The following is a 1,956-nucleotide window of genomic DNA, read 5'->3' as shown; positions in this document are numbered from 1 at the left end:
GAATTATACGCCATTATATTTATAAAGTCAATTATCCTAAGGTAAATTTGTTGAGAATTGTATTATTCACAAGTGAATATGTCTTAAGTGTACATAAGGGAAAATATCCGCCTTTTTTACCAGACAAAGGCTAGCCAAATTAGCTGCGATTTTACCTACGAAAAAAGGAGCTAGAAATGGTCTCTAGCTCCTTTTCCGATAGATTTATCTTACTGGCATTCACTACAAAGTCCTTGTAATTCAATGGTATGGTTTACAATTTCACAACCTGGTAATTGGTCAGCAAAGAATGTCATGTGGCAAGAATTGATTGGAATCGTCTTGCCACAATTTGTACAGATAAAATGATGGTGGTGTCCTAAATGTGGATCACAATGCTTTCTAAAGACCATCTCCCCGTTGACTTCAGAGGTTTCAAGGAAGTGGTGGTCTTCGAATAATTTTAGGTTCCGGTAAATGGTATCGAATGAGATACCTGGATATAAGTTTTCTAATCGTTGCTGCACTTCTTTGGCGCTCAGGAAATATGCCCCTTCTTCATCAAAGACGTTTAACATGTCAGCACGTTTCTTGGTATATTTAAAACCAGCTTCGTGTAGGACTTGCATGGACTCATCTACAAAATTCATAGTTATCACTCCAGTTCCTACCTATTCTAACACGGATTGATTACGATTTGAAGCCATAATCATTGGGCTGTGTTGTATCAAATTGACGGATTTGCGACTCAATATGCGCACGGTTTTCTTCCAAGAATGGCGGTAATGATAATGATTCACCTAACGTTTCATATGGTTCATCACCCATAAAACCTGGTCCATCAGTTGAGATTTCAATCAAGATGTCACCGATACGTGCGTATAGGGCTTCAAAGAAGAAACGATCGACTAAACCTGAACTCGGTAGACCGATTTGTTGATACTTGTTGACCCAATGTTGGATGGCATCGTGGTCAGCGACACGAAATGATACATGGTGAACTTCACCGTATCCTTGTAATCCAGGTGGTGTCACTAAGTCTTTACGTAAGATAACTTGACCACCGTTACCGCCCTCGCCCACTTCATATAAGGCTTCTTGGCCATCGTCTGACAATTGTTTCATGCCATAGATTTGTTCGAGAATTTTCCCAAAGTCTTCATAGTAAGATACTGAAATTTCGATTGGTCCTAATCCGTAAATCGCTTTGTTTTCTGGCACTGGTCCATTTTTCCAAGGTTTACCAGGTGCAACACCCTCGTTTTTTTCATCTGAGAAGATTTGTAGGCGTTGACCGTCAAAGTCTTCAAAGCGTAAAACTTTCTTTCCGTAAACTTCTTTAATTTCTTCAGTCTTCACATCAAATGATTTCAACCGTTCTTCGTAGTAAGCTAAGGCTGCATCATTTGGTACACGTAAGCCGATACGAGAAATTGAGTTTGTTCCATAGTAACCACTTGGCACGCCCGGAAAGTCAAAGAATGTTAAATCTGTACCCGCGTTTCCTTCATCATCTGAGAAGAAGGTATGGTAGGTGTGAATGTCATCTTGGTTAACTGTTTTCTTAACCAATCGCATGCCCAAAACACCTGCATAAAATTGATAATTCTTTTCCGCACTTGAAGTAATAGCAGTTACGTGGTGAATACCTAATAAATCTGTTGACATGATTATTGCTCCCTTTTAATAAAATATCTTTTAAGTTTTTATATTTCGAATTCGTATTAATAATATACCATATTTTTGTTTCGAATTCAAATTGTTTTATCTTCGATTTTTCTGTCATATTATATATGGTAGAATAAGCTTAATATATAGATTATTGGAGGCAAAAAGATGAGCCAAGTCACACCACAAAAGCCAAAGTATTTCCTGATTTCTGATGCAGTTGGATCGCTAGTGAATGATATTTTCCAAAGCGTGTCCGTTCAATTTCCATCCGTTGAATTTGATATCACTAATTACCCTTTCATACAG

Annotated in this window: 2 protein-coding genes; both read right to left on the bottom strand. The window is 37.9% G+C overall.

Annotated features, from left to right (window positions below; translation table 11 throughout):
• Positions 1-209: 209 nt before the first annotated feature.
• Positions 210-629 (bottom strand): Fur family transcriptional regulator, encoded by a 420-nt coding sequence (locus ACRCJ0_RS12970; RefSeq protein ID WP_149255610.1) that lies wholly within the window; start codon positions 627-629, stop codon positions 210-212.
• Between the two features lie 40 nt (positions 630-669).
• Positions 670-1,647, bottom strand: coding sequence for a ring-cleaving dioxygenase (locus tag ACRCJ0_RS12965; RefSeq protein ID WP_431390689.1), 978 nt, complete (start codon positions 1,645-1,647; stop codon positions 670-672).
• Between the last annotated feature and the right edge of the window lie 309 nt (positions 1,648-1,956).

The organism is Aerococcus sp. L_32, from assembly GCF_050689315.1.
Note: the sequence above shows the minus strand (reverse complement) of the source record. Positions and strands in the feature narration are given on the sequence as shown.

Excerpts from the sequence above, each read along its gene's own strand:
- ACRCJ0_RS12965 (WP_431390689.1), bottom strand. The coding sequence starts at position 1,647 with ATGTCAACAGATTTATTAGGTATTCACCACGTAACTGCTATTACTTCA.
- ACRCJ0_RS12970 (WP_149255610.1), bottom strand. The coding sequence starts at position 629 with ATGAATTTTGTAGATGAGTCCATGCAAGTCCTACACGAAGCTGGTTTT.